Raw genomic sequence first — 19,733 nt, forward strand, 5'->3', positions numbered from 1 at the left:
GGTTTCTTTTTCGACTTTCGATGAAAGTCTTCGAAGCTAGACCTATTCGATTTTTGTAGTCGCCGGACGGTCGACCACAAGTTGTCGAACCCGATTGCCGATCAAGCGGCGTCCACTGTCGTTTCCGCTTCCTTCTTTTTCGCGAAACGTCGAAGCATCACGTAGAACACCGGCGTCAGGAACAACCCAAACACGGTCACTCCCAGCATTCCGGCGAACACCGCGGTTCCCAACACGCGTCGCATTTCGAACCCGGCACCGGTGGCCACCAGCAATGGCACCACGCCCAGGATGAATGAGAACGCGGTCATCAGGATCGGACGCAAACGCAAACGGCACGCTGCGATGGCGGCGTCGAAGCGGTTCTTGCCAGCGTCTTCTTCTGCCTTCGCAAATTCGACGATCAGAATCGCGTTTTTGCAGGCCAGTCCAATCAAGACGATGAACCCGATTTGCGTCAAAACATTGTTGTCCATCCCGCGGAACCAAACGCCCGATAGAGCGAACAGCAAGCACAACGGCACGATCAAGATGATTGCCAAAGGCAGCAACCAGCTCTCGTACTGGGCCGAGAGCGCCAAAAACACAAACAGAACCGCGAGCGGGAACAGGAACACAATCGTGTTGCCCGCTTGGCGTTCTTGGAACGCGATTTCGGTCCATTCGTAGCCAAATCCAGGCGGCAAGTTTTGGTCGGCCAATTGCTCCATTGTCGTTAGCGACTGGCCGGTGCTGAACCCAGGAACGGTGGTTCCGTTCAAGTCGGCCGCCGGGAACAGGTTGAATCGAACCAAACGGTCCGGACCGGCGGTTTGTTCGATGTTGACGACCGATCCCAACGCGATCGAGGCACCTCGGTCACTGCGAGTTCGGATCTTCGTGATATCGGTCGCTTCATCGCGAAATTTCGGTTCGGCTTGAGCCGTCACGCGGTAGGTGCGTCCGAGGAAGTTGAAGTCGTTGATGTACACCGACCCCAGATAAACCTGCAAAGCTTCGAAGACTCGGTTGACCGGAACGTCCAGCATTTGAGCTTTGGTTCGATCCACGTCCGCGTAGACCTGAGGCACATCCATGCGCAGGTTGGAGAACACTTGTTGGACACCGGGTTGCTGATTGGCGTTTGCGAGCATCGTCTGAGTGACTTCGTTCAACGCATCCAATCCCGCACCGCTGCGGTCCTGAACATACATCTTGAAACCGCCACCTCGACCGATCCCGCGAATTGGCGGCGGAGGAATGATCAAGATTTGGGCTTCGTTGATAGCGGCCACTTCCCGTCGCATGTCCGCGACGATTGCTTCGACCCCGCGACCTCGTTTGGCTCGTTCCTTGGCATCTTCCAACGGCAGGAACGTGACCGCCGCGTTGGGTTTGATCGAGAACGTTGCTCCGGATAGTCCCGCGATTCCAACCGCGTGGGCGACACCGTCGATCTCTTTTCCGATCTCCGCGACTCGCCGAGTCACGCGGTCGGTTCGTGCGAGGGACGCACCGTCGGGCAAGTTGATTGCGACAATGACGTAACCCTGGTCTTGATCGGGAATGAACCCGGTGGGCACCATGCTGAAGCTGAACCCGGTGAGGATCAGCAAGCCGACATACAGCACCATCGCGAATCCGGTTTTTTTGATCAGACGTCCGATGATCGACGCGTAAATGTTGCTGGTGGCGTCGAACGTTCGATTGAACAATCGAAAGAACCAGCCGAACAGGAAGTCGATGAACTTCCCGATGCGATTCTTAGGAGCATCTTTCGGACGCAGCAACAAGGCACACAGCGCCGGGCTGAGCGTCAGCGAGACAAACGTCGAAATCGCGGTGGAGATCGAAATGGTCAACGCGAATTGTTGATAGAACTGCCCACTGATCCCGGGGACGAAGACGGTTGGCACAAACACGGCAATCAAAACGAGGGTTGTCGCTATCAAAGCGGAACCCACCTCGTCCATCGCTTTGTGTGTGGCCTCCCGAGCGGTCATGCCTTCGGCGATCAAACGCTCGACGTTCTCGACCACCACGATCGCGTCATCAACCACGATCCCAATCGCGAGCACCAATCCGAACAGTGAAAGCGTATTCAGCGTCACTCCGAGGAACTGCATCACCGCGAATGTGCCGATCAACGAAATCGGAATGGCGATCACGGGGATAATCGTCGGACGCCAACCATGCAGGAACAGGAACACCGTCAGCACCACAAAGATCGTTGTGATGAAGAGTGTCTCGAACACTTCCGCGATCGATTCCTCGACATAGTCGGTTGGGTTGTAAGCGATCTCGTAGCCGAGCCCTTGTGGGAACTCCTCGCTCATCTCACTCATGACACGTTTGACTTCGGCCGCCGTATCAACAGCGTTTGTACCAGGACGTTGGTAGACCAACACCGCGATCGCGGATTTGCCGTCGAGGTAACTCAAACGGGAATAGTCCTGTGCTCCCAGTTCAATCCGAGCCACATCACGAAGTCGCGTGATCCTTCCGTCTTCGCCACGTTTGACGATGATGTCACTGAACTCGTCTTCGCGAATCAAGCGACCTTGGGTGGTGACGTTCAACTGAAAGTCACCGGTCTCATCCGTCGGTGGTTGCCCAATCACGCCGGCAGCGACCTGGATGTTTTGAGCTCGAATCGCATCAACGACTTCCCCCGCCGTTAGGTCGACGTGGGTCATCTTCTCGATGTCCAACCAAATTCGCATGGCGTATTCATTGCCGCCCGCGATACGGATTTCACCGACCCCATCCAAACGCATCAATGCATCGCGAACTCGAAGGAATGCGTAGTTACTGATGTAGAGTTGGTCGCGACTGCCGTCCGGCGAGTTCAAGTGAACCACCATCAGCATGTCGGGAATTTGCTTGGTCGTGGTTACACCAATTTGGCGGACTTGTTCTGGCAAACGTGATTCGGCGATCGCAACGCGGTTTTGGACCAACACCTGAGCGTCGTCCAGGTCAGTACCCAGTTTGAATGTCACGGTCAGCTGCATGGTGCCGTCCGAACTGGACGACGATTCCATGTACAGCATGTCGTCGACGCCGTTCATTTCCTGTTCGATGGGCGTCGCCACCGTGTCGGCGATGACTTCCGGCGTTGCACCGGGATAACTGGCGCGAACTAAAACGGTCGGTGGTGCGACGCTGGGATACTGCGAAACCGGCAGCGTGAAATACACGATGCCGCCCACCAGCACGATCACAAACGACAGCACCGACGCGAAGATCGGACGCTCGATAAAGAAGTGGGGAAACTTCATCGTTTCACCTCCGTCATGCGATCCGCAACTGGAACGGCGGTGGGAGCGGGCGAAATCCATTTGTCTTTCGGAACCGGCTGATACTCGTCCGGCAATCCGTCTTCGACGACTTCAATCGTTCCGTCGATGGTGTTCACTTCCGCATCGGGCCGAGCCTGCATCAAACCCTCGGTGACCAAAAGTTCGGTCCCATCGAGCCCCTCGCGAATGACTCGCAAGCCATCGATGATTGGACCGCTTGTGATTGGCCGACGTTGGATCACACCGTCCACCACGATGTAGACGTATTGTGTTGATTGGTCGGTGCCGATTGCCGAGTCAGGAATCAAAACCGCTTGATGCGACGCACTGCCCGGAAGTCGAATGCGAGCGAACATGCCGGGAAGCAACAGTTCGTCTTCGTTTGCAAAGACGCTTCGGGCACGTAGGCTGGCCGTGTTGACATCAAAGCGGTTGTCGACGAAGTCCATGTGACCCTGGTGAGGGAAACCGTCTTCATCAACCAAGCCAAGGTACACGGGGTTCTTTGCGACCCGCGAACTTTCGCGTTCGCCAGATTTGGCCAAGCGAGAATATTTCAAAACGTCTTGTTCGGTTGCGTCAAACACGCAGTAGATAGGCTGCACCGAAGCGATGGTGGTCAACAAAGAGGACGTCGCACTGCCGCCGGCAATCAAGTTGCCTTCGGTGACGAATTTGCGACTGATGCGACCGGTGATGGGTGCACGGATGCGTGTGTACTGCAAATTGAGTTCGGCGGTTTCGACGCCCGCCTTGGCAAGTTCAATCTCGGCTTGCGCGGTTGCGATGGCGGCTTCGGATGAATTCAGGCTGGCACGAACACCTTCGATGTCGGCCTTGGCTTTGAGGAACTCCGCCTCACGGTCATCCAGTTCGTCTTGGGAGGATGCGTTGCGTTCGACCAAGTTCTGTGTTCGCTTGTAACGAACATCGGCGAGGTTCAATTGAGCTTCTGATTGCAACAGGTTTGCGCGGGCGACTTCCGTCATCGCCTTGGCTTGTTTGAATTGCGATTCGGATTGCTGCAGTCGTGCTTGTGCGGCCGCCAACTCAGCTTCGAATGGTCGCGGGTCGATGATGAACAGCAAATCGTTTTTCTCGACGATCTGGCCCTCATCGAAGTGGACCGACTGCAGATAGCCACCCACGCGAGCTCGCACTTCCACCAAGTCGACCGCTTCCAATCGGCCGGTGAAGGCATCCCATTCGACGATTTTCTTCACAACGGGCTGAGCAACGGTCACGGTGGGTTTGGGCATCGCCGGCGGACCACTTTGGCCCTGGCTGCATCCAGAGGCGACGAGCAACAGCATCCCGCTGATGCAGGACCCAATTGCGAGCTTCCCAAAGAAGGCTTGGTTTTGATGAGGAGGATTCATGATCGGTTTCGATCCAAAGACGAAAGAGATTCGGGTGGGACCCACGCGGTGTCTGCTCGTGATGGCGGACAGGAGCCGGGTGAATGGGGTTCGGAATTGAGGGGGGGCGAGTGAAGTCAGTCGTCGCAGTGAGAAATCGATTCACGAGTTCGATTGAGCAATTGCAAAAGACTTTGCTTGTCCGCCTCACTGAGCTGCTTCAGCATCCGGTCTTCCAGCTCTCGAAGTGGTTGCATGGTGTCTTCGACGAGTTGTTTGCCCTTCTCGGTGATCGCCACGTGCACGACACGACGGTCCTCGGTGCATCGATTGCGCTCGACCAATTCTTGCGAGCAGAGATGGTCGACCAGCGACGTGACCGCGGGGACGACCTGAATCATTTGTTGGCCGATTTCTCCGCAGGTCAGCGGCCGTTCAGCGAGCGCCAAACTGCGGAGAATGTTGAATCGAGATAGCGTCAAACCGTGTTCGCGAAAAAGACGCGAGAAGCGGTTGTCGAGTTGGTCACCGATGCGAAGGAAATTCAGCAACACTTCCTGGTCCAAGCATCGAAATGGTTGGGGGCGGTTCAGTTCCTGTTGCAGATTCATGAAGAAATTTCTTGGACGCGCATCGTTTCACTACTGAATAGGTTATTAGTGAAATAACTTTTGTCGAATCGTTTCCGCTGATAAAATATTAGGTTGCTCAGGGCCACTGAAGCCGCTTAGCAGTGGCCGCATCGGCACCGTAAATGCTCAGAGGGAGCGTGGCCACATGTTCAGTTCTGGGCGTCGTCGCTGCCCGGAAGCCTCTTCTCAGCTGGCTTCGGTGCGATCAAGTTGCTTTCGCGTGGGAATGACATCCGCGAGAGTGACGCTGTTCAGATAGTCCATCTGAATGCGTTCGGCATTGGCGAGCACGCCGGTGAGTTTGCAGAAAGAATGGATCACACATCCGTGATCACCCGCGACACACGGCAACAGATGCATGTCACTTTCCACCGTGGCGATGATTTGTCCGACCGTGACGTCTTCGGGACGAACGGCCAATTCGATGCCGCCGCCAACGCCTCGGATGCTTCGCACGTAACCTTCACGGGCGAGAACGTTGACGACCTTGGCAACGTGGTTGACGGAGATATTGAACAGAGAGGCAACCCCAGCGACGTTGGCTCGAGTTTCTCTCGTGGCCAGATACATCAACGTTCGCAGTGCGTAGTCGGTTTGGGTTGTCAGTCTCATATCGATCCAGAGTAAACCTCGCGAGATCGCGTATCGTATCAAACATCGCTTTTCTCGCCTGTTTTCGTTGAAAAATCAATCTTCCGCGGTGGTGCAAAGTGAGCGGTGTTGTCCACGATTTCGGCCTTCGGTTCCTACCGGTGGAACGAGCGAAGTTCAGCTTTGGCGTGGGAACTCCCCTTGTTCAATTGACTTGGGTGTTCTGTCTGCCTAGGCTCGTAGGAATGCCGCCCTTGCTCTTTGCCGAGCATTGCTTTTCTCGAGGTGGCAAAAACTCAGTTTGATCGACTGAAAAAACATGTCGCGTGCTCTTCTCCTCATTGTGGTCGCTGTTTTGCTGGCGGGCGTTTCGACGCCGCGTTCAGTCGAGGCGAGTTGCGGTGATTGGTTGCAGCACTCCGGCAGTGCATCCATGAGCATGGTTGAACCGCCAGCGATGCGAAGCAGCGACCTGAACCCGGGCCAACCGGGGACTCCGGTCAACGGCATGACGAGTCACGGTGCCCGAGAATCAGCTGGTCCATCCGTGCCGGTCAAACCGTGCGACGGACCACTGTGTGGCCAGTTGCCAACGCTTCCGATTCAGTTGCCAACGGTTCCAACCGCTGAACGTCCGCATCACGATGCGATCTGGAAACACGCATCGCCGAGCATGTCTTCGGGACAATTCCTTTGCGGAGTGCAGGACGGTTCGGCAGATGTGCAACCAGGATTCTCGCTGGGGATCGATCGTCCACCGCAGATGAACTTGTCTCTGGCTTGAGCAGGTCGTTTCCGCATGTTGGTTGGCAATCACTGATTGTTCGACTTTGTCTGTATCGATGGCGCGCATGTTGATGCAGCACCGAGTCCGCTGGCGCAATCTTGCGTTTGGTGAGCGTTGCAAACAATGTCCTGCTCGTAGTCAGTTCCGGCGCCCTCTCTGGTGTGCCGGCAAACAAAGGATCTGGGTTGGGAGCGGTACGCTTTCAGCCCGTTGATGCACTTCCACCGACGCCATCGGTCGCGGGTGCACCTTAAGTCTGCAAACTGACCGTTCACTGGAATCGTTTCATGTCATCCGTTGCACAACCTGGTGCGGCCGTGCCAAAACCGCGAAAAAAGTATGTTCGCGCGGTCGGGCCACGGCTGAAAAAACTGCTGTACGTCATCTTCGTTCTTTTCGCTTTGTTGCTGGCCAATTCAGGTTACTTGGCCATCTTCACGTTCCTGGAATGGTTTCGTGACCAGACCTACCAGGACTACTTTTACCAGTACATGTTCCTGGCCCATTTGGTGATGGGACTGCTGTTGATCTTGCCGGTCGTCATCTTTGGTTTCATTCACATGTGGAACACCAAAGATCGTCGCAACCGGCGAGCGGTCCGAATCGGCTACGCCCTTTTCGCGGTCAGTTTGGGCATTCTCACGACGGGAATCTTGTTGGTTCGAATCGGAGGCTTTGACCTGAAGCAACCGTTGGCACGCAATACGGTTTACTGGTTGCACGTCGCGTTTCCGCTCGCCTCGATTTGGCTTTATTGGCTGCACCGTTTGGCTGGGCCTCGGATCAAGTGGCGAATTGGAATGAGCTTTGGCGGTGTCGCGGCGGCGTCGATCGCTGCCATGGTGATCTTGCAGATGCAGGACCCTCGCCAGTGGAACGCGATTGGTCCCGATTCAGGAACACAGTACTTCGAACCGTCGTTGGCTCGAACGTCGAGCGGAAACTTCATTCCGTCAGACGCGTTGATGAACGATGAGTACTGCTTGAAGTGCCACGCTGACATCCACAAGGATTGGCAGGACAGCGTGCACCGATTCAGTTCCTTCAACAATGCACCGTACTTTGCAAGTGTCAGCGAAACGCGCGCGAAGTCACTCGAGCGTGATGGCTCGGTTCAAGCTTCACGTTGGTGCGCAGGATGTCACGACCCCGTGCCGTTTTTCTCCGGAGCGTTTGATGATCCAAACTTTGACATGTTGGATCATCCAACCGCGAAAGCGGGGATCACTTGCACGGTCTGTCACGCGATCACCAACGTCAACAGCGTTCGTGGCAACGCGGACTACACGATCGAAGAACCACTGCATTACCCGTTTGCCAGCAGCGAAAACGCGGCGTTGCAATGGATCAACAATCAATTGGTCAAAGCGAAACCGTCTTTCCATAAGAAGACTTTCTTGAAGCCGTTTCATAAAACGGCGGAGTTCTGTTCGACTTGTCACAAGGTGCACTTGCCCGAGGCGTTGACCGGCTACAAGGAATTCTTGCGTGGGCAGAACCACTACGACCCATATCTGTTTAGCGGTGTGTCCGGGCATGGGGCGAGGAGTTTCTATTACCCGCCCAAGGCCGTCGACAATTGCAGCAAGTGTCACATGCCGCTGGTGGCGTCAAACGACTTTGGTGCAAAGATGTTTGATGACGCGGAAGAACTCAGTGTGCACGATCACATGTTCCCGTCTGCGAACACAGGGATCGCATGGCTTCGTGATCGCGAAGATGTGATCGCTGCGCATCAGGAGTATCTGAAAGACGTGATGCGGGTCGATTTGTTTGGTGTTCGCGAAGGTGGCGAAATCGATGGCAAATTGATTGCCCCGCTGCGTCCCGAGGTGCCTGAGTTGAAACGCGGTGAGAAGTATTTGCTGGAGACCGTGATTCGCACGATGAAGATGGGGCACCTGTTTTCGCAGGGGACCGTCGACAGCAATGAAATTTGGTTGGAAGTCAAAGTCACCAGCGGCGACCGTGTGATCGGACACAGCGGATGGATCGACGAAAGCAAACACAACGAAGTCGATCCATGGTCGCACTTCGTCAACGTGTTCATGCTGGACAAGGATGGCAATCGAATCAATCGAAGGAACGCGGAGGACATCTTCACGCCTCTCTACAACCATCAGATTCCACCCGGGGCGGGACAAGCCGTCCACTACGAATTGGACGTGCCCGATGATGTGTCGGAGCCAATTCACGTCGAGGTGAAGCTGCAGTATCGGAAATTCGATACCGAGTACATGGACTTTGTCGCCAAGCAAAACGAAAAGCATGGCAATCTGATTCGCGGTCATGTGCCCGGTCAGGACTACACCAATAATTTACCCGTCACGACCATGGCGGTCGACACGATCGTCTTTCCGGTTGAGGGACTCGATCATTCGGTTGAAAACCCACCTCGAGGCATTCCCGCGTGGCAACGTTGGAATGACTACGGGATTGGATTGCTGCTCAAAGGCAAGGCTGAACTTCGTCAAGCAGAAAATGCGTTCCGTGAAGTCGAGAAACTTGACCGCTACGATGGGCCGATGAACCTGGCTCGAGTCTTGAACACCGAAGGCCGTTTGGACGAAGCGGTGGAGGCTCTTCAGCGTGCGGACGAATTCCGCGACGTGGAAGGATTTCCTCGTTGGACATGGGCATGGTTGTCTGGCGTCATCAACTCTCAACAAGGACGTCTGGAAGAAGCCGAGCAGAATCTTCGTAGCGTGTTGGAAGACAGCACGGAAGACATGCAGCGTCGAGGTTTCGATTTCAGTTTGGACATCGAAGTCATCAACCAGCTCGGACGCACGCTGTTTGATCTCGGCAACATTCGCGAGCGGCAACGTCGAGTCGAAGAAGGCCGGGAATACTTCGAAGAAGCGGTGATGCAATACCAGAAGACACTGATGATCGATCCGGAGAACGTTTCCGCTCACCACAATTTGCAGCTGCTCTATGATCGACTTGAAGAGCCAGAATTGGCCGAAAAGCATCGCAAGTTGCACGAAATTTACAAACCCGATGACAACGCTCAAGGACGTGCGATTCGATTGGCTCGCGAAAAGTATCCCGCGGCGGATCACGCCGCCGAAGCCGTCGTGAAGTACTCGTTGCATCGCGAATTACCAACCCAAAGCACGGCGACGGAGACCGCTCAGGCCTCGGCCGCCAACTTGCAGGAGAATTCCAATGACCAGTGATCCGCAATCAAACGAAGTGGACGAAAGCGAATTGCGAGACGAAGCCGATATCGGCCGCGCGATGCGGGGTTCGCTGATCATGTTGGTGGTTCTGGCAATGATCGGTGGTATCGCCGCCTTCATCTTGACGCGGCCCAAAGCGGCGCCACCCGTTCGCGAATCGAAGCTGGCCAAGGTCGCGGTGCGTGAACGACCCATGGTGCAGGTTCCAACGACCCCGTTTAAAGACATCACCGAAGAAGCGGGGATCTCTTTCGTACACAACAACGGTGCCACCGGAGACAAGCTGCTGCCGGAAACAATGGGTGGCGGCAGTGCCTTTTTTGATTTCGACAACGATGGCGATCAGGACTTGTTGTTGATTAATTCGATGGATTGGTCATGGGACGAACCAAGTGATCGAGGGAACACATCGGCTCTGTATCAAAACGAAGGCGGTAAGTTCGTCGACGTGACCAAAGATTCGGGTTTGGATGTCGAGCTGTACGGGATGGGAGTCGCCGTTGGAGACTATGACCAAGACGGATTGGTCGACGTATTCATCTCCGCGGTTGGGACGAATCGATTGTTCCGCAATGTTGGTGAAGGCAAATTCGAGGACATCACCGAAATGGCTGGCGTCGGTGGTGAAGGAGATCGATGGAGCACCAGTTCCGGTTGGTTCGACTACGACAACGATGGTGACTTGGACCTGTTCGTTTGCAACTATGTTGGATGGAGTCGCGAGTACGATCAGTCGCAAGGGTTTCAGCTTGTTGGCGGAGGTCGAGCGTATGGACGGCCTCAAAATTTTGAAGGGACGTTCCCGTATCTTTACCGCAACGACGGCGACGGCGAGTTCACGGATGTCTCGGAGGAATCCGGCATTCAGATTCGCAATGTGTCCACCAACGTTCCGCAGTCCAAATCACTTGGCTTGGCTTTGTGTGACTTTGATCGCAACGGATTCATGGATGTCGTGGTGGCCAACGACACCGTGCAAAACTGTTTGCTACGCAATGGCGGCGATGGGAAATTCACAGAGATGGGGGCGATTTGCGGGATCGCATTTGATTCCACCGGCAACGCTCGCGGGGCCATGGGCATCGATGTGACTTCGTTTCGTGAGCAATCCAGCATGGCGGTTGCTATTGGAAACTTCTCTAACGAGATGACCGCGTTGTACGTGACAAAGGCGGGGCGAATGCAGTTTTACGATGAAGCGGTTTCAACCGGGCTCGGCCCCAGCACGCGATTGTTGCTGACGTTTGGTTTGGCGTATGTCGACTACGATTTGGACGGTCGACTGGATTTGTTTTGTGCAAACGGGCACTTGGAGGAGGACATCAACCGGGTGCAGCCAAGTCAGCACTACGAGCAACCGCCTCAGATGTTTTGGAATGCGGGCCCCGAGTTCGAAACCGAGTTTCTGCCGGTTGGCGCGGAGCAATTGGGCGACGATTTTGTCAAGCCGATGGTCGGCCGTGGTGCGTCTTACGCGGACATCGATTTGGATGGTGATTTGGATCTGTTGATCACATCCACCGGACGTGCGCCGCGATTGTTACGCAACGATCAAGAAACCGACCACCACTGGTTGCGTTTAAAATTGGTGGGCGATGGTGAGAAGTGCAACCGAGACGCCATTGGGGCGTGGGTGAGCGTCACCGTTGATGACGAAGTGATCGCGAAACAAGTGATGCCGACTCGAAGCTATCTGACACAGGTGGAGTTGCCATTGACGTTCGGCTTGGGCGAGCACGACTCAATCGACAACGTTTCGGTGCAATGGCCTGACGGAGAGGTCGTCGAAATGGGGCCAATCGATATCGATCAATTCCACGAGATCACTCGCTGAGTGGACTCAACCAAACCTCGGTAAACAAAAGCCGTTTTAGATTTGTTCGGCGGTGGCATGCGCGAACCAAATCGGTGAGACCGTTTTAAAAAACAAGTGGATCAGGCGTTCGCGGTTTAGGCCGTGACGAGTTGGTCTGATTTTTTGGCCGGGATTTCGACGGCAACCGATTCCAGTCCCACCAGGTTACGCAGACGCGTGACCATGGGAGGAGAAAGCTTTCGCCCCGATGCTATCAGGAGCAGTCCGTTTGGCATTCGAACGTCTTCCGCAACGGTCATTCCCGTCAAAAGTTCGGACGTTGCGATGCTTTCGATCGTGGATTGCGGTTGCGCATCGTTGGATTGACGAACGCATTCGGTCAATTGATTGTCCAAGTCCGGGAACCGATCTTCGATTTCCGACAAAGCGACGTCGCCTGCTTCTCCGCGTCGTTGTAGAAGGCTTTGGTAGTAGCTCAACAAAATCACCTGTGCGATCTTGTCATCATCGCTGGTGCATTTTTCGTTGGTGACTTCCGAGGTTCCCATTCGGTCGAGCAACTCAGCGATTGGTTCGAGCCTTGGGATCCGCTTGATCAGTTGGCTCGAGATGCTGAACACTTCTTTCACGATACTGCGATGTTCCTCAGAAGTGATCGCGGCCGTGGCAAGCGTTTCTCGTTGATCTAAGTTCAGCAAGGGGATTCCGGCGACCATCAATCGAGCGGTCAGCGGTATTCGCCAGTCGGACGCGATTTTGGATTCGGCCAGCAAAGCTTCGGCCGATTTGAGAATGTCGTCGGTGTTCACCAAAGGATCGTCGACGTATTCAATGATCTCGACCAAAACACTGATCGCACCGGCGAAGGTTTTCTTCAGCAATTCTTCTTTGCTGGTTACTAAATCATATTGTTTGATGCCCGCATTGATGGCGGCTTTGATGTCGCTCATTTGGCAAGGTTTGTTCAGGAACCGAAAGACTTGACCTTCGTTGACCGCTTCCATCGCGGTGGTCAAATCTTGGTTTCCGGTCAGCATCATGTACACACTGTTCGGCGAGATCAGCCGTGCCTTTTGGATGACCTCGGTTCCTTCCATGCCCGGCATTCGCATGTCGACCATGATGACTGAGAACGGTTCGGACTTCTTGATGCACGCCAAAGCCTCAGGTCCCGATTCGCAGGTTGTGACCTCGAAGTCAAAGGAGAGATTTCGTTTCAGCGTGTTCAATAGGCTGTAGTCGTCGTCGACCAGCAATATGCGTTCGTTCATGTGACGCCCCAAGTTAACAGTTCAATTCGTCGGAATTTGAGAAAGGTTTAAGTCAAAATCGGAACACGACACGTGTCCGATTTGTCTACGTCAGATTCATCAGCCACTGACTGATGGGAGTCCATTGGCAGAATCACAACGAAACTGCTTCCGACGTTTGGTTCAGACTCCACACGGACGGTTCCATTGTGTTTGGATGACACAATGTTGTAGGTCAGCGAGAGTCCCATCCCGGTGCCCTTGCCTACGTCTTTGGTTGTGAAGAATTGGTTGAAGACTTTGGAACGGACGTCTTCAGTCATGCCGGTTCCGTTGTCCTTCACGCGAATCTCAATGTTCTCGCCATTTTGAATGGTGGAAATCGTGATTTTGCCTTCTAGTTCGGGTTCGTTCTCTTTTCGTTCCGCGATCGCGTCGGCCGCGTTGACGATCAAATTGATGAACACCTGGCTGAGCTCTGCTCCGTAGGCAGGAATCTGTGGCAGATCCGGCGACAGATCGAGCTCCAATTCGGAAACGTACTTGTATCGGTTTCGACTGATGATCGACGCTTGGTGGATCAGCATATTCAGGTCGGTATCGTTCATCTCTTGGCGACCTGGATGCGACATCGCTTTCATCGCACGGACGATTTCGATCACTCGCATCACGGCTTGGGATGCTTCTTCCACCGCACCGGGCGTTTGTTCTCGCAGCACGTTGTACTTGTGCTTTTGGGCCAACGCATCGAGTTCCGACCGAGCAGTTTCGGTACTGAAGGACGGGCTGTTGAGCAGCTCGAACAATCCGTCGGTGAATTGGAAAATTCGTTCGTAGCTCATCGTCAGATATTCGACGTTTCCGCTGACGCACTGCATGGGAGTGTTGATCTCGTGAGCGATTCCAGCGGCGAGTTGGCCCATTGATTCAAGCTTTTGAGCTTGAGCCAATTGACGTTCCATCGCTTGAGAATCGCTTAGGTCCGTGCAGAAGACGACAAATACGGGACGGGTCTCGAATGTCGACCGGTGGATGTCAACGTGGACCGGGAAGGTCGTCCCATCCTTTCGCACGTGAACGGTGTCAAACGCACAACGCCCGCGAGGCGATGACATTGCGACACTGATCCGCTGGCGCAGATCCTGGTTCGAAGAGTCTTGGATGAAGTCTTGTGGCGAAACGCTGGAGAGGTTGTCTGGGTCCAATCCGAGGCTTTCGACAAACCCGGTGTTTGCTTCCACCAGGTGATAAGTTTCTGCGTCGAAAATGTAGAGTTCGTTGGGCGACTCTTGGATCAGATTGGCCAAGGACTTCGCACGAGATTCGGCGTTTTTCAATGTGGTGATGTCAAGGAAACTACCCAGCGTTCCGAAACAGTTGCCCTCATGGTCATGAAGCGAGGTTGCACCTGTCAAAACGGTCCGGCAATCACCAGCAAAGTCATGAAGTGTTTCTTCGATGTTGACCAGTTCCACGTTCTCGTCGGGTGAATCGCAAAAACTGGAAAGCCGATTCGTGGTTTGATCGTTCGGTGGGATGATGTCATTCATCCGTTTGCCGATGATATCTTCGGGAGATTTCAGTCCAAAGAATTCGCTGAACATCTCGTTGCAGCCCATGAATTTTCCGTCTTTGTCTCTCCAGAAAACCGCAGCAGGAATGCGTTGTAGAACCGTATCGAGAATTCGACGCTGTTGTTCAATTTCGGAGGTGCGGTTTCGAACTCGTTGTTCCAGCAAGTCGCGTTGCTGAGTGAGCGAAGACTGAAGTTTTGCCAATTCCCACAATGAACGGCGGTTCTGCAGGACCCCCAAAATCAGGAAGACAGTTTCAAAGATGATCCAGGCGGCGTGTTCCAATGCACGAAGTGGTTCCGGTGAAAGCACGCCAAAGACCGACTCGGGCCAGAACAGGCTGCGGATCAAATGGTCGATCGAGACGACGGAAACAGCAGGCAAAAAGACCCATGGGTCTTTGTAGAAGGTCAGGAATGCGAGTGAACCAAAAATATGAAAGTGTGATTCGATCCGGCCGCCCATCAGGTGAATCAGCAACGCTGAAAACTGCATTTGAGCCAACGCCATGATCATCCGTGTCATCCGTTGACCGGGGAAGTAGAGTGCCAAGAACACCGGGAAGACGGTGAGCATGCCTCCACCGAGGATCGCACTCCACACATGGATGTGGACTAGGCTTTGAGAACCGATCCAGGTGTAGGGCGAAATCCAAATCGAGCAAGCAACGGCGAATATCCATTGCAGAGCAAGAACGACAGACAATGCGAGGTCCGCATTGATTTGGCGTGTTTGCAAATGCTCTGCAAAGAGATCGTCTGCGCTCTTTAGCTGCGAGTTCGTTTCGATTTCGTTTTCTGACATGACAATCCGTCTCGGGAATTACAGCCGACAGCCGAATACAGGTGTGGTAGTAAGAGGCGGGGTTTGGCCTTGAATCAACATGGATATGGAACGCACCCCGAGGTTGTCACCTTCGTGGTTGCGGGAAACGGTGATGCCACCATGGAAACGTGTCTTTCCATGGGGATCGAAAACAACGACGGCACCGGAGGTTTGCATCCCTAGTTTGAGTGCGACTTCGCCGTCTTCGTCAGCGAGGATGGTGGACCGTGGGAACTGCGACAAACGAGATGTGATCTTTCCGTCGATCCAGTCTGGCTCCGTTTTAGCGGGATGATAGACCAGGAAACGACACTTCACGTCGTTGTCAACTTTGGTCAGCAAACGCTTCAATTCGTTGAGTGATGCCACCGTGCAGGGGCACTTCGGATGAACGGCCATCACCACTTCCCAGTCAGCGACTGCTGAGGTTTGCAATTCGTCCGCGGCAGGTCTTAAAGGAGAACGTGTCGGCGGTAAGCTCGATGGACCCGGCGTTGTGCCGTAAGCGATCAATGCGAAGAACAAGCCCGCCAGAATGCAGGCCCATAGGACTGCAATTCGATAAAGGAATGGCGGAATTTTTCTAGTCTTCGGATGGACCTCTAGCAGGTCCGCGATCTGGTAGGAACCAGCATCGGTCGTTCGATGTAACATGTCACGTGCCCCGCGATCAATGTTGGAATAGTTGTGATAGCACCTCGATACCCCGAGGCTGTAAAACGCTACAACGGAATCGAGTCCTGAAGCTAAAATATGAGGATTCCGGGAGGAGAAACGCGTAGCCTCAGTCGGGGGTGCGATGACCTTGACGGTTGAATTGGATGTGAGGCCGGTGCGGGATTGGAGGAGAGTGGTCAATCGATGGCCATGCGCGAACCTATTCATCCCGCTGATGCCCTGTTTTAATGCGGGGCTCTAACCCACCGCATTCCCGTCCGAGGTGGAGCCGTTTCACCGTCTTTCCTTGAAAGCCCGCTGCATTGACTCAGGTTTCGTCTGTCGAACTCATCATGGAACTCGCCAGAAGCCTGCATGCGTGCGGTTCACCGGCGTATGAGTTGGACCTGGAAATGGAACAGGTTTCCGCTTCGCTCGGGCACGAGGCGAGCTTCTTTTCGACGCCCACGGCTCTGTTCGTCACGTTTGGCGGCGACGAGACGCGGCTGCTGAGGGTCTATCCCAGCGACACCAATCTGGGTCGCTACGCAGCTTTGTTTGAATTGCAGCGTGCCATCCAAGACGAACAAATGGACGTTTCCGAAGCTTGGCAACGGCTCACCGAGATCAACGAGATGAAGGACGGATACGGTCCGGCGATTCAGATCGCGTCTCACGGCGGAGTCGCCGCTTGCATCAGCGTTTTGGTGGGCGGTGGCGGAATGGTGGTTCTTTCGGCCGGTGTAATTGGTTTGATCGTTGGCATCTTTGTCGTTTGGCTGACTCTTCTTCGGCACCAAGTTCATTTGATCAATGTGGTCGCGGGGTTCATTGCCAGTTCGATCGCTTGTGGGATTCAAGCATTCATCGGGCCGGGCAACTTTGAGCTCACATCTTTGGCCGCGTTGATTTTGTTGGTTCCCGGATTGCATTTGACGATCAGCATCAACGAATTGGCGACTCAGAATTTGGCATCCGGTTCGGCTCGCTTCGCGGGAGCAATGACCACATTGCTGACCATCGTTTTTGGTGTGTCGATGGGATACGGCTTGGTCAACGCGATTCGACCCATCCCGGCATCGTTGCCGTTGGACTCGCCTGATTTGTTTGCGTCTGCGTTGGTGTTGTTACCGATTGGGTTATGCGTCGCCGCGACGTTTCGCACTCGTTACCGTGACATCCCTTGGTTGTTGATGTCGACGTTGGTGGGCTACGGAGCGTTGCGTTTGGCGGGCACCACGTTCGGTTCCTTCGCTTCCGTTGGAATCGCTTCCTTTGTGGCAAGTGTGACCAGCCACTTTGCTTCTAATCGCTTGGGCATACCCACAGCGGTGATGTTGCTTCCCGCGTTGCTGCTTTTGGTTCCCGGAAGCCTCGGGTTCTCTGGTTTCTCTCAGATCATGGTCCAAGAAGACCTGCCCTCGGGCATTCGACTGACGGCAACGATGATGCTGACGGCCGTCTCAATTGTCGCGGGGTTGTTGCTGACGGATGTCGTGGTTTCACGATCAGATAAGCAATCGTTTGAAACCGAAGCGAAAAATCCCAAGTCGTGAGACGCGTTGGATGACGCGGCTCGGCGGCGTCAATCGGATGCCGGGATCCCGTCTTTCATGACTCGCTTCATCGCCCGCAATGTTTCGTCGCTGACGTGGTGTTCGATCCCTTCACTGTCCACCGTCGCGGTTGTCTCGCTGACACCGATTCGCAGCAAAAACGTCCGCACGACCTCGTGGCGATTGCGTGCCTTGGTCGCCATCCGTTTGCCCTGAGCCGTCAACGTGATGGGCTGATAGGGCTCGGTCACCACCAATCCGTCGCGTTGCAAGCGGCTGATCGTGTTGCTGACCGTCGCGTGCGTCACGTCAAAGTGTCGAACCAAATCAACGGCTCGGCAGATCCCATTTTCCGAGATGGCTTCGGCGATGGCCTCGACATAATCTTCGGCCACTTCGCTGGCGTGGTCGGATCGAGTGCGATGATGCGATTGGGAAGGCAAATTGCGGCCCTTTGAAACCGTGCGAATGCGACAAGAAGGCGATCGAACATTCTAGCAGCGGAATCCCGAGCAGAAACCCTCTTGCTTTGTCGTGGTGGAAAACGTAGTCTCTGCTAAATAAGTTAGCACGAGCTAACAAAGGGGCGGGCGAGGAACACACCGTTTCTTGGGAAGAAGTCACGAGATGGCCGCTTCAAAACGGCTTGCCTTTTTTGTCTCGCAACTTAGCACGGGCTAAGTTGTTTCATTGGAGAACCCTGATGAGTTCGGATGTGTCGCGGGTGTCATCGGTCGGTGGCAGTAAAGTTTTGGCGTGCGGGAAAGATCGACGATTCCGAACAGGAGCCGGGTTTACCCTGGTGGAGCTGCTGGTCGTGATCGCCATCATTGGCGTTCTGGTGGGACTGTTGTTGCCCGCGGTTCAGGCTGCTCGGGAGGCCGCTCGGAGGATGTCATGCAGCAACAATCTTCGACAGGTTGGTTTGGCCGCCCAGAACTATCACTCCGCCTACAATCGATTTCCCGCGGGCTATGTGTCGTTTCCCACCAGCACGGGAGTTGCTCCCGCATCCGTTGCAATGGATCCGGTCACTTGGGATGCGGGTCCCGGTTGGGGGTGGGGAGCGGGATTGCTGCCATTCCTAGAAGCCACGGCTTTGAATGATCAGTTGCGAATGGAAGAGCCGATTTGGGCGATGTCCAATGAAACGGCAATTGCAGCGAGGGTGCCGACGTATTTGTGCCCAAGTGCCGTCGGTGGAGATGCGGCATTTGATGTCAGGGATGAGGTGGGCAATGCGTTGCAAGTCAATGGTCGAGGCGTCCGCCTGGGGCGCAGTCACTACGTCGCCAGTCACGGGCAAGAGAGTTGTTGGGGTGAGTGTGGATCCGCGGCAACAGGGATTGTCTTTACGAACATCTACAAGTCCGAGACCAAGATCGTTGCGATCGACGGAGACGCCGGACGAGTCGCTGATGGTCCGTTCTTCCGGAATTCAAAGACTCGTTTTCGCGATGTGTTGGATGGAACCAGCAACACGATCTTCTTTGGCGAACACACATCTTCGTTGAGTGACAAAACGTGGGTCGGCGTCGTTCCGGGGGCGTTCACTCATCCTCGCTATGATTCGCCCGAAAACGGACCGGACGCTGCGGCAACGCTGACGTTGGTTCATGCCGGACCTTCCGGCGGCGAGTTGGATATCACCGGTTTTCCCATCATTCACCCGGTGAACTTCCCGACTTACCACGTCGGGCAAATGGTGTCCGATCATCCGGGCGGAGGCATGGTCGCATTTGGTGACGGATCAGTTCGCTTTGTCAGCGACTTTGTGGATCTGTTTCTATGGGCAGAAATGTCTAGCATGAACGAAAGCGAAGTGATCGATTGGGAGAAGCTGTGATGGCAAATTCCAAAGCGAATCTCGACGGGAAGCGATCCGCATGGATCAAATTGGGTGGGGCGGCGATCGTCGTGCTCGGATTGTTGTTCTACTTTTATCCTCGCGACAAAGTCGAACTGGACGACCACGGATACGATGCTTCGGTGGCGCTCTATCGGATTTGCAACCAGAGAGACACCGAATCACTTCGCAACGTTGCCGAACAAATTGCCCAGTGGGAAAGCGAGGGATCGATCTCCGAGCGATCGACTGAGTCGCTCCAAAAAGTTGTCGACTTGGCCAACGCGGGCGATTGGACTCAAGCAGGACGCGAATGCCGGCGAATGATGGAGGATCAGGTTCAAAGGTGACGGCGCGCTGAGCGTCACATGCTGG

14 protein-coding genes are annotated in these 19,733 nt (G+C 54.6%); 6 read left to right on the forward strand and 8 right to left on the reverse strand.

Going from position 1 to position 19,733, the window contains the following annotated elements:
* Positions 1–101: 101 nt before the first annotated feature.
* From B2R17_RS20105 to B2R17_RS20120, 4 genes are all read right to left on the reverse strand, one after another.
* A complete protein-coding gene (locus tag B2R17_RS20105; RefSeq protein WP_286765374.1) occupies positions 102–3,260 on the reverse strand; it encodes an efflux RND transporter permease subunit in 3,159 nt (1,052 codons plus the stop codon).
* On the reverse strand, positions 3,257–4,660 hold the full coding sequence (locus B2R17_RS20110) for an efflux RND transporter periplasmic adaptor subunit (protein WP_286765375.1): 1,404 nt from the start codon (positions 4,658–4,660) through the stop codon (positions 3,257–3,259). Before B2R17_RS20110 ends, B2R17_RS20105 begins: the two co-directional genes overlap by 4 nt.
* Before the next feature lie 116 nt (positions 4,661–4,776).
* Entirely contained in the window at positions 4,777–5,250 is a 474-nt protein-coding gene (locus B2R17_RS20115) for a MarR family winged helix-turn-helix transcriptional regulator (RefSeq protein ID WP_286765376.1), read from the reverse strand.
* Between the two features lie 207 nt (positions 5,251–5,457).
* Positions 5,458–5,883, reverse strand: a complete 426-nt coding sequence (locus B2R17_RS20120) for an RrF2 family transcriptional regulator (RefSeq protein WP_008655396.1) — start codon at positions 5,881–5,883, stop codon at positions 5,458–5,460.
* Positions 5,884–6,181: 298 nt separating this feature from the next.
* Here B2R17_RS20120 and B2R17_RS20125 point away from each other — a divergent pair, with 298 nt between their 5' ends.
* The 3 genes from B2R17_RS20125 to B2R17_RS20135 all read left to right on the forward strand — a co-directional run bounded on the left by B2R17_RS20125 (position 6,182) and on the right by B2R17_RS20135 (position 11,668).
* Positions 6,182–6,646: a hypothetical protein gene (locus B2R17_RS20125; RefSeq protein WP_008671868.1), complete on the forward strand. Its 465-nt coding sequence runs from the start codon at positions 6,182–6,184 to the stop codon at positions 6,644–6,646.
* A gap of 290 nt (positions 6,647–6,936) precedes the next feature.
* Complete coding sequence (locus B2R17_RS20130; protein WP_286765377.1) at positions 6,937–9,831, forward strand: multiheme c-type cytochrome; 2,895 nt, start codon at positions 6,937–6,939, stop codon at positions 9,829–9,831.
* Positions 9,821–11,668, forward strand: coding sequence for a CRTAC1 family protein (locus tag B2R17_RS20135; RefSeq protein ID WP_008671865.1), 1,848 nt, complete (start codon positions 9,821–9,823; stop codon positions 11,666–11,668). Before B2R17_RS20130 ends, B2R17_RS20135 begins: the two co-directional genes overlap by 11 nt.
* Before the next feature lie 116 nt (positions 11,669–11,784).
* Here B2R17_RS20135 and B2R17_RS20140 read toward each other — a convergent pair whose 3' ends face one another.
* From B2R17_RS20140 to B2R17_RS20150, 3 genes are read right to left on the reverse strand one after another with little or no spacing between them, the layout of a single operon-like run.
* The gene (locus B2R17_RS20140) at positions 11,785–12,921 is read right to left on the reverse strand and encodes a response regulator (protein ID WP_008671863.1); all 1,137 of its coding nucleotides are present in this window, start codon (positions 12,919–12,921) and stop codon (positions 11,785–11,787) included.
* Between the two features lie 47 nt (positions 12,922–12,968).
* The gene (locus tag B2R17_RS20145; protein ID WP_286765378.1) at positions 12,969–15,278 is read right to left on the reverse strand and encodes a PAS domain-containing sensor histidine kinase; all 2,310 of its coding nucleotides are present in this window, start codon (positions 15,276–15,278) and stop codon (positions 12,969–12,971) included.
* An 18-nt stretch (positions 15,279–15,296) separates the two neighbouring features.
* On the reverse strand, positions 15,297–15,953 hold the full coding sequence (locus B2R17_RS20150; protein ID WP_236616158.1) for a RedB: 657 nt from the start codon (positions 15,951–15,953) through the stop codon (positions 15,297–15,299).
* A 356-nt stretch (positions 15,954–16,309) separates the two neighbouring features.
* Between B2R17_RS20150 and B2R17_RS20155 the strand changes: the two genes are divergently transcribed.
* Positions 16,310–17,512, forward strand: a complete 1,203-nt coding sequence (locus B2R17_RS20155; protein ID WP_286765379.1) for a threonine/serine exporter family protein — start codon at positions 16,310–16,312, stop codon at positions 17,510–17,512.
* A 29-nt stretch (positions 17,513–17,541) separates the two neighbouring features.
* Here the strand turns inward: B2R17_RS20155 and mntR are convergent, their stop codons facing one another.
* Positions 17,542–17,955: a manganese-binding transcriptional regulator MntR gene (mntR, locus tag B2R17_RS20160; RefSeq protein WP_007327586.1), complete on the reverse strand. Its 414-nt coding sequence runs from the start codon at positions 17,953–17,955 to the stop codon at positions 17,542–17,544.
* A 260-nt stretch (positions 17,956–18,215) separates the two neighbouring features.
* On the opposite strand from mntR, the gene B2R17_RS20165 reads away from it, so the two are divergent.
* A complete protein-coding gene (locus tag B2R17_RS20165) occupies positions 18,216–19,358 on the forward strand; it encodes a DUF1559 domain-containing protein (RefSeq protein WP_286765380.1) in 1,143 nt (380 codons plus the stop codon).
* Positions 19,358–19,708: a hypothetical protein gene (locus B2R17_RS20170; RefSeq protein WP_286765381.1), complete on the forward strand. Its 351-nt coding sequence runs from the start codon at positions 19,358–19,360 to the stop codon at positions 19,706–19,708. Before B2R17_RS20165 ends, B2R17_RS20170 begins: the two co-directional genes overlap by 1 nt.
* Positions 19,709–19,733: the final 25 nt, after the last annotated feature.

Source organism: Rhodopirellula sp. UBA1907, from assembly GCF_002337565.1.
GTDB lineage: Bacteria > Planctomycetota > Planctomycetia > Pirellulales > Pirellulaceae > Rhodopirellula > Rhodopirellula europaea.

Excerpts from the sequence above, each read along its gene's own strand:
- B2R17_RS20105 (WP_286765374.1), bottom strand. The coding sequence starts at position 3,260 with ATGAAGTTTCCCCACTTCTTTATCGAGCGTCCGATCTTCGCGTCGGTG.
- B2R17_RS20145 (WP_286765378.1), bottom strand. The coding sequence starts at position 15,278 with ATGTCAGAAAACGAAATCGAAACGAACTCGCAGCTAAAGAGCGCAGAC.
- B2R17_RS20115 (WP_286765376.1), bottom strand. The coding sequence starts at position 5,250 with ATGAATCTGCAACAGGAACTGAACCGCCCCCAACCATTTCGATGCTTG.
- B2R17_RS20165 (WP_286765380.1), top strand. The coding sequence starts at position 18,216 with ATGAGTTCGGATGTGTCGCGGGTGTCATCGGTCGGTGGCAGTAAAGTT.
- B2R17_RS20120 (WP_008655396.1), bottom strand. The coding sequence starts at position 5,883 with ATGAGACTGACAACCCAAACCGACTACGCACTGCGAACGTTGATGTAT.
- B2R17_RS20110 (WP_286765375.1), bottom strand. The coding sequence starts at position 4,660 with ATGAATCCTCCTCATCAAAACCAAGCCTTCTTTGGGAAGCTCGCAATT.
- B2R17_RS20140 (WP_008671863.1), bottom strand. The coding sequence starts at position 12,921 with ATGAACGAACGCATATTGCTGGTCGACGACGACTACAGCCTATTGAAC.
- B2R17_RS20130 (WP_286765377.1), top strand. The coding sequence starts at position 6,937 with ATGTCATCCGTTGCACAACCTGGTGCGGCCGTGCCAAAACCGCGAAAA.
- B2R17_RS20150 (WP_236616158.1), bottom strand. The coding sequence starts at position 15,953 with ATGTTACATCGAACGACCGATGCTGGTTCCTACCAGATCGCGGACCTG.
- B2R17_RS20155 (WP_286765379.1), top strand. The coding sequence starts at position 16,310 with ATGGAACTCGCCAGAAGCCTGCATGCGTGCGGTTCACCGGCGTATGAG.
- B2R17_RS20135 (WP_008671865.1), top strand. The coding sequence starts at position 9,821 with ATGACCAGTGATCCGCAATCAAACGAAGTGGACGAAAGCGAATTGCGA.
- B2R17_RS20125 (WP_008671868.1), top strand. The coding sequence starts at position 6,182 with ATGTCGCGTGCTCTTCTCCTCATTGTGGTCGCTGTTTTGCTGGCGGGC.
- B2R17_RS20170 (WP_286765381.1), top strand. The coding sequence starts at position 19,358 with ATGGCAAATTCCAAAGCGAATCTCGACGGGAAGCGATCCGCATGGATC.